A 7,836-nucleotide genomic window follows, 5' to 3' on the forward strand; every position below is an offset into this window, starting at 1 on the left:
GGTTCAAGCAGGGAAATCGCCGAACTCCAGGCAGCGACCGCCACCAGCACGAAGAACACCACCCCCATCAATTGCCCGAACGCCACGTTACCGAAGGCAAACGGCAGGCTGACGAACATCAGCCCCGGCCCTTCGCTCGGATTCAGGCCCGCCGCGAAAACAATCGGAAACAATGCCAGTCCGGCAACCAGGGAAACGAAGGTATCGAGCAGCGCCACGCCGACGACCGTCCCTGAGATCGACGAGTTCTTCGGCATGTAGGCGCCATAGATCATGATCGAGCCGACGCCCACGCTCAGGGAAAAGAACGCATGCCCCATCGCGGGCAACAAGCCGTCCAGAACCTTTTCCGGGTGGAAGTCGAACATGAAATGCACGCCCTCCATGAAATGACCGGTGGTCATGCTGTAGCCCAGCAGCACCAGGATCATCACGAACAACAACGGCATCATGATGCGCAAACTGCGCTCAAGCCCGGCAACCACGCCCTTGGCGATCACCACCGCGGACAACAGCATGAAAATCGTGTGCCAAAGTGTCAGGCGCCAGGGATCGGCGATCACATTGCCGAAGTAAGCCCCCACCTGATCAGGCGTCGCGCCCTGAAAATCGCCACGCCCCATGTCGRTGATGTAATCCAGCGACCAGCCGCCAACCACACTGTAGAAAGACAGGATCAGCAATGCCGTGATCATCCCGGCAAATGCGCCCCAGGACCATTTCGTCGAGTGCCCCGCCTCGACCGCCAGCGTCTTCAAGGCATTGGCCGGGCTCTGCCGGGCACGCCGGCCGATCAGGGTTTCGGCCAGCATGACCGGTACGCCAATCAGCGCGATGCAGGCCAGAAACATCAGCACGAAGGCGCCGCCGCCATAGACACCGACCATGTACGGGAATTTCCAGATACTACCCAGCCCCACGGCCGAACCGGTCGCGGCGAGTATGAAGACCCAGCGGCTAGCCCAACTGCCGTGGACAGAAACCTTGTCTGTCGACATCGTTATCACGCCCAAGCGTTCAAAAAAGAGGCCGCATTGTCCGGGATTCAATCAACCTGCTCAAGCACGTAGCAACACCGTAGCCGACTCGCGTGCAACTCCCTATAATGCCGCCCCTATGGCTAAACAGAAGAAACACCCAACAGGGACCATCGCGCAAAATAAAAAGGCGCGACACGATTACTTCATCGAACATCGGTTCGAGGCTGGTCTGGTCCTGGCCGGCTGGGAAGTAAAAAGTCTGCGGGCAAGCAAGCTGCAGCTGGTTGACAGCTACGTACTGCTCAAGGATGGCGAAGCCTGGCTGCTCGGCAGCCACATTACGCCCCTGACGACCGCCAGTACCCACGTCATCGCTGACCCGGTGCGCACCCGTAAATTGCTGCTCAATCGGCGCGAGCTGGAAAAGCTGGCCGCTGCCGTGCAGCAAAAGGGTTACGCCTGCGTGTGCCTGTCCTGGTACTGGAGCAAGCACATGGTCAAGTGCGAGATCGCGCTGGGCAAGGGCAAGAAGGAATACGACAAGCGCGATACCGAGCGCGAACGCGACGCCGGTCGCGAGTTGCAGCGTGCGGTGCGCAACAAGGGCAAGGAAGACTGATTTTTCCGCCTGAGTGTCGCGGCGCCCTCGAAAAGATCGTCCGCAGGCTCGGGCCGCGTTCGGACGATCTTTTGTTTTAACGATCACATCCCCTTGCGCCGCTCCGCCCGGGCCATGCGCTGCACTTCCTGACGCACTTCTTCCAGCACCTCCTGTACATACAGAATGTGTCGACTGGAAACTTCCCGTGCCTGCTCCGCCCGCCCCTCGATAATCGCCTGATACAACTCCCGATGCTGCGCGATCAACATGTCGCGGKTTTCGGTGCGCTGCTTGTACATGCCACCGATGTTGGTCACCACGTTGCGCTTGAGCAGGTCGAACAGCCCGCGAATGGYGTGCAGCAACACGGCATTGTGGCTGGCCTCGGCGATCGCCAGGTGAAAACTTGCGTCTGCAGCCCCCTCTTCGGCACGACTCACTTCTTCGTGACGGGAATAGCAGTCCTGCAGTTCGTTGAACGCAGCGGTCAGCCGTTCGCGATCCACCTCCGTGGCACGCAGCGCCGCGTAGTAGGCGCAAGACGCTTCCAGCGTATGGCGAAACTCCAGCAGATCRCGTTGCGCCTCAGGATTGCTTTCCAGCAGATGCAACAAGGGATCACTGAAGGTGCTACCCAGTGATTCCACCACATAGTTGCCGCCACCCTGGCGACTGACCAGCAGGCCCTTGGCGGTCAGCTTCTGAATGGCTTCGCGCAACGAAGGGCGTGACACGCCAAATTGCTCGGCCAGCGCGCGCTCGGCCGGCAAGCGCTCACCCGCTTTCAGCGTGCCCTCGAGGATCATGCCCTCAAGCTGCTCGACAATATCGTCAGACAAACGGCGCTGACGAATCTGATCAAACCCCATAACTCGATTACTCCACGATCCGACGGCTCGCCGGGGCTCTATTCTGGCCTATCGGCGCCGCGCCAGCACCTGCCACAGCGCATTTGGTCATACCAGACAGACGACCTGCGCACTTCGCATTCGACAAAAGTTTTAGGGCGGCAAATTGACACACCGCCTACAAGGCTTTTACCCTAGCCAACAGCGATTGTAAATTGGTCTTACCAATTAACCAAGAACGCTGATCAGTGCCTGACCAACAACAATTAGGGGCCACCCCATATGCAAACCTGGCAACAGCTCTATACCCCGCTCGGCAGCCTCGGCCTGTCCGCACTCGCAGCCGTTATCCCTATCGTATTTTTCTTCCTGGCTTTGGCCGTGTTCCGCCTCAAAGGCCATGTGGCCGGCAGCATCACCCTGGCGTTGTCGATCCTGGTGGCGATCTTCGCGTTCCAGATGCCGGTCGATATGGCGTTCGCCGCCGCCGGGTATGGCTTCGCTTATGGCCTGTGGCCGATTGCCTGGATCATTGTGGCAGCGGTGTTCCTCTACAAACTGACGGTCAAGAGTGGTCAGTTTGAAGTCATCCGCAGTTCGGTCCTGTCGATCACCGACGACCAGCGCCTGCAGGTCCTGCTGATCGGCTTCTGCTTCGGTGCCTTCCTCGAAGGGGCGGCCGGTTTCGGCGCTCCGGTGGCGATTACCGCAGCCCTGCTGGTAGGACTGGGCTTCAACCCGCTGTACGCCGCCGGCTTGTGCCTGATCGCCAACACCGCGCCGGTAGCCTTTGGCGCGCTGGGCATTCCGATCATTGTGGCCGGGCAAGTGACTGGCATCGACGCCTTCAAGATCGGCGCCATGACCGGTCGCCAATTGCCGCTGCTGTCGCTGTTCGTGCCGTTCTGGCTGGTGTTCATGATGGACGGCCTGCGCGGCGTGCGGGAAACCTGGCCGGCAGCCCTGGTGGCCGGCTTGAGCTTTGCCGTCACCCAGTACTTCACCTCGAACTTCATCGGCCCGGAACTGCCGGACATCACCTCGGCCCTGGTCAGCCTGATTGCCCTGACCCTGTTCCTGAAAGTCTGGCAACCAAAACGCGCCGCCGGCCAACACATCGTCGGCGCTGTCTCGGCCTCCGTGGTGAGCGCAAGCGTCGGTGGTTTCGGCCAGAAGCGCACCACCGTGGCTTCGCCCTACAGTCTTGGGGAAATCTTCAAGGCCTGGTCGCCGTTCCTGATCCTCACCGTACTGGTCACGATCTGGACCCTGAAACCGTTCAAGGCGATGTTCGCCGCCGGCGGTTCGATGTACAGCTTCGTGTTCAACTTCGCCATCCCGCACCTGGACCAGATGGTGATCAAGGTCGCACCGATCGTGGCCGCGCCGACTGCCCTTCCGGCAGTGTTCAAACTGGACCCGATTTCCGCCACCGGCACGGCGATTTTCTTCTCGGCGCTGATCTCGATGCTGGTGCTGAAGGTCAATCTAAAAACTGGTCTGACCACTTTGAGAGAGACCTTCTACGAACTGCGTTGGCCGATCCTGTCCATCGGCATGGTGCTGGCGTTTGCTTTCGTCACCAACTACTCGGGCATGTCCTCGACCATGGCCCTGGTATTGGCGGCGACAGGTGCAGCGTTCCCGTTCTTCTCGCCGTTCCTCGGCTGGCTGGGCGTGTTCCTCACCGGTTCCGATACTTCGTCCAACGCCCTGTTCAGTTCGCTGCAAGCGACCACTGCGCACCAGATCGGTGTCAACGACACCCTGCTGGTGGCGGCGAACACCAGCGGCGGCGTGACCGGCAAGATGATCTCGCCACAATCGATCGCCGTGGCCTGCGCCGCGACCGGCCTGGTGGGCAAAGAATCGGATCTGTTCCGCTTCACCCTCAAGCACAGCCTATTCTTTGCAACGATTGTCGGCTTGATCACGTTGGCCCAGGCCTACTGGTTCACCGGCATGCTGGTGCACTAGGACTACAGGCAATACGATAAAAACCGACGCCGGGCCACGCCCCCGGCGTCCGCTATTCACACCCCGGTCTGTAAGGCTGCTGAAAGCTTGCCGCTCTATATTCAGCAGCCTCAACAGACGAATAACCGGGACCACCCGGAGACCGCCTGATGAGCGAGCTTTTTTACAACGCCGTGCCGAATGCGACCCGTGTCGCCCCGCCACTGCCCGAGCCTCGACAATACCCCAGCGAGAAACCGTTACGGGTCTACCTGTTCGGGACCTGTGTGGTCGATTTGTTCTACCCGCAAGCCGGGATGGATGCGATCCACCTGCTCGAGCGCGAAGGCATTCGTGTCGAGTACCCGCAAGGGCAAAGTTGCTGCGGCCAACCGGCCTACACCTCGGGTTACACCGAACAGGCACGGACCGTGGCGCGCTCGCAACTGGCGCTGTTTGCCGGCGACTATCCGGTGGTGGTGCCGTCGGGCTCTTGCGCGGGCATGCTGCGCGAACATTACGCCGACTTGTTCAAGGACGAGCCGGAGACGTTGAAACAGGTTCAGGCCCTGGCGGCCAGAACCTACGAGCTGGCCGAGTTCCTGTTGTTTGTCTGCAAGGTGCAGCTCAAGGACAGCGGCGAGCCGGTAAAAGTGGCGCTGCACACCTCGTGCTCGGCACGCCGCGAGATGAACACCCACCTGCACGGCCGCGAATTATTGGCGCAGTTGAGCAACGTGGAACGGGTCGACCACGACCACGAAAGTGAATGCTGTGGCTTCGGCGGGACATTCAGCGTCCGTATGCCAGACATTTCCGGCGCGATGGTGGCTGACAAGACCCGGGCGTTGAAGGAATCCGGCGCGCACAAGATATTGAGTGCCGACTGCGGCTRCTTGATGAACATCAACGGCTCGCTGGAAAAACAGCAGGAAGCGTTACGCGGTCAGCATCTGGCCAGCTTCCTCTGGCAGCGTACCGGAGGTGCCCGATGAGCACTTCCGCGATTATTCCTACGGTTGCCGTAGAAGAAGATTTCCGCACCCGCGCCCACAAGGCGTTGGGTGACGCGCAATTGCGAAACAACTTTCGCAAGGCGATGGATTCACTGATGAGCAAACGGGCAGCGGCGTTCAGCGATGCCCATGAAAGAGAACACTTGCGCTCACTGGGCAATGCAATCCGTGCCCGCGCGCTCTCCAAGTTGCCCGACCTGCTCGAGCAACTGGAACAGAACCTGACCCGCAACGGTGTGACAGTGCACTGGGCGGAAACGGTGGACGAGGCCAATGGCATCGTCCTCTCGATCATCCGCGCTCACGAGGGGCGGCAAGTGATCAAGGGCAAATCGATGGTCAGCGAAGAAATGGAGATGAACCATTTCCTCGCTGATCGGGGCATTGAATGCCTGGAATCGGACATGGGCGAGTACATCGTCCAGCTCGACCACGAGAAGCCTTCACACATAATCATGCCGGCAATCCACAAGAATGCCGGTCAGGTCGCGTCCTTGTTCCACGACAAACTTGGCGTGGAATACACCAAGGACGTTGACCAACTCATTCAGATCGGTCGCAAGGTCTTGCGGCAGAAATTCTTCGAAGCGGACATCGGTGTCTCCGGTGTCAACTTCGCCGTAGCCGAAACCGGCACCCTGCTGCTGGTAGAAAACGAAGGCAACGGCCGCATGACCACCACGGTGCCGCCCGTGCATATCGCCGTCACCGGCATCGAAAAAGTCGTCGAGAACCTGCGCGATGTGGTGCCGTTGCTGTCAYTGCTGACCCGCTCGGCCCTGGGCATTCCGATCACCACTTACGTCAACATGATCTCCGGCCCGCGCAAGGAACATGAACTCGACGGCCCGCAGGAGGTGCACCTGGTACTGCTAGACAACGGCCGYAGCCAGGCCTTTGCCGACAGCGAACTGCGCCAGACCCTGAACTGCATTCGCTGTGGCGCCTGTATGAATCATTGCCCGGTCTACACCCGAATCGGTGGTCACGCCTATGGGGAGGTTTACCCCGGGCCTATCGGAAAAATCATCACCCCGCACATGGTTGGCCTGGCGAAAGTGCCGGATCACCCGAGCGCCTCGTCGCTGTGCGGCGCCTGCGGTGAAGTCTGCCCGGTGAAAATTYCGATCCCTGCTCTGTTGCGTCGCCTGCGGGAAGAAAACGTCAAGGCCCCCGACAGCCCCCATCAAGTGATGCGCGGTCAGGGCAGCAAGTATTCGCGCAAGGAGCGGTTCATCTGGAATGCCTGGGCGAAGCTCAACAGCTCGCCGACGCTGTATCGCCTGTTCGGATTCTTCGCCACCCGTTTGCGCGCCCTCACGCCGAGCAATGTCGGTCCGTGGACGCAAAACCACAGCGCACCCAAACCCGCCGCCCGCTCACTGCATGACATGGCCCGCGAGCATTTGGCCAAACAGGGAGACCGTTGATGAGCGCCAAGCAAAATATCCTCGCCAAACTGCGTAAAAGTCTGACAGGCACCACGCCAGTGGCCGATAACTTCGATATCGATCTGGTGACCCAGCCTTACACCTACGCGCCTGAGCAACGCATTGCGCAACTGCGCAAACTGATGGAAGCGGTGCACACGGAAATTCATCTGACGTCCGGCCAAGAATGGCCGACGCTACTCGCGCAATTGCTGCGCGAGCGCCAATTGCCGAGTCTGCTGATCGCACCGACAACGCCCCACGGTCAACGGATCACACAGCACTGGGCGAACAATCCCGATTTACCGAAGCTCAAGGCCTACGACCGCCCGGTTGAAGAATGGAAGGCCGAACTGTTCAACGACACCCCGGCGAGCCTGACCGCCAGCCTCGGCGCCATCGCGGCGACCGGTAGCCTGATTCTCTGGCCGACGCGGGAAGAACCGCGCCTGATGAGCCTCGCACCACCGGTGCATTTCGCCCTGCTCAAGGCCAGTGAAATCCGCGACAACTTCTATCAGGTGCAGCAGGAGTTCGAATGGGCCCAGGGCATGCCGACCAATGCGTTGCTGGTGTCCGGCCCGTCGAAGACTGCCGACATCGAGCAAGTGCTGGCGTACGGCGCCCACGGTCCGAAAGACCTGGTGGTATTGATCCTGGAGGACCAATGAGTCTACCGGCTGCTTTCCTGCGTGATGCACAGCAACTGATTCCACAAGAGCGACGCTTCGACGACCCGCTGTCGACCCTGGCCTTCGGCACCGATGCCAGTTTCTATCGGTTGATTCCGCAACTGGTAATCCGCGTCGAGTCCGAAGACGAAGTGGTGGCGCTACTGAAACTGGCGCAGCGCGATCACGTTCCGGTAACTTTCCGCGCCGCTGGCACCAGCCTCTCTGGTCAGGCCATCAGCGATTCGGTTTTGATCGTGCTTGGGGATAACTGGAACGCGCGTGAGATTCGCGGGCAAGGCACACAGATTCGTCTGCAACCGGGCGTGATTGG

The 7,836-nt window shown here is 60.2% G+C and carries 8 protein-coding genes; 6 read left to right on the forward strand and 2 right to left on the reverse strand.

Translation table 11 applies throughout. The annotated features are described in order from the left end of the window. A partial coding sequence (locus tag AC1DVH_RS23285; protein WP_477755795.1) for a sodium-dependent transporter occupies nt 1–998 on the reverse strand: 998 nt, incomplete at its 3' end. Nucleotides 999–1,116: 118 nt separating this feature from the next. Between AC1DVH_RS23285 and smpB the strand changes: the two genes are divergently transcribed. Beyond that, a complete protein-coding gene (gene smpB / locus AC1DVH_RS23290; RefSeq protein WP_008057382.1) occupies nt 1,117–1,599 on the forward strand; it encodes an SsrA-binding protein SmpB in 483 nt (160 codons plus the stop codon). Between the two features lie 83 nt (nt 1,600–1,682). Here the strand turns inward: smpB and AC1DVH_RS23295 are convergent, their stop codons facing one another. Beyond that, nucleotides 1,683–2,450 carry a GntR family transcriptional regulator gene (locus tag AC1DVH_RS23295; protein WP_477755796.1) on the reverse strand — a complete coding sequence of 256 codons (768 nt, stop codon included), beginning with the start codon at nt 2,448–2,450 and terminating at the stop codon, nt 1,683–1,685. 261 nt (nt 2,451–2,711) lie between these two features. Here AC1DVH_RS23295 and AC1DVH_RS23300 point away from each other — a divergent pair, with 261 nt between their 5' ends. The 5 genes from AC1DVH_RS23300 to AC1DVH_RS23320 all read left to right on the forward strand — a co-directional run. Then, on the forward strand, nt 2,712–4,406 hold the full coding sequence (locus AC1DVH_RS23300) for a lactate permease LctP family transporter (RefSeq protein ID WP_477755797.1): 1,695 nt from the start codon (nt 2,712–2,714) through the stop codon (nt 4,404–4,406). A 149-nt stretch (nt 4,407–4,555) separates the two neighbouring features. Beyond that, a complete protein-coding gene (locus AC1DVH_RS23305) occupies nt 4,556–5,380 on the forward strand; it encodes a (Fe-S)-binding protein (RefSeq protein WP_477755798.1) in 825 nt (274 codons plus the stop codon). Next, complete coding sequence (locus tag AC1DVH_RS23310) at nt 5,377–6,831, forward strand: LutB/LldF family L-lactate oxidation iron-sulfur protein (protein WP_477755799.1); 1,455 nt, start codon at nt 5,377–5,379, stop codon at nt 6,829–6,831. The genes AC1DVH_RS23305 and AC1DVH_RS23310 overlap by 4 nt, the downstream gene beginning before the upstream one ends. Further along, nucleotides 6,831–7,502: a LutC/YkgG family protein gene (locus AC1DVH_RS23315; protein WP_477755800.1), complete on the forward strand. Its 672-nt coding sequence runs from the start codon at nt 6,831–6,833 to the stop codon at nt 7,500–7,502. Before AC1DVH_RS23310 ends, AC1DVH_RS23315 begins: the two co-directional genes overlap by 1 nt. Further along, nucleotides 7,499–7,836: FAD-binding oxidoreductase (locus tag AC1DVH_RS23320; RefSeq protein WP_477755801.1), on the forward strand; the 338-nt coding region annotated here is incomplete at its 3' end. The genes AC1DVH_RS23315 and AC1DVH_RS23320, both read left to right, overlap by 4 nt.

Source organism: Pseudomonas sp. P4_C3 (genome assembly GCF_056402075.1).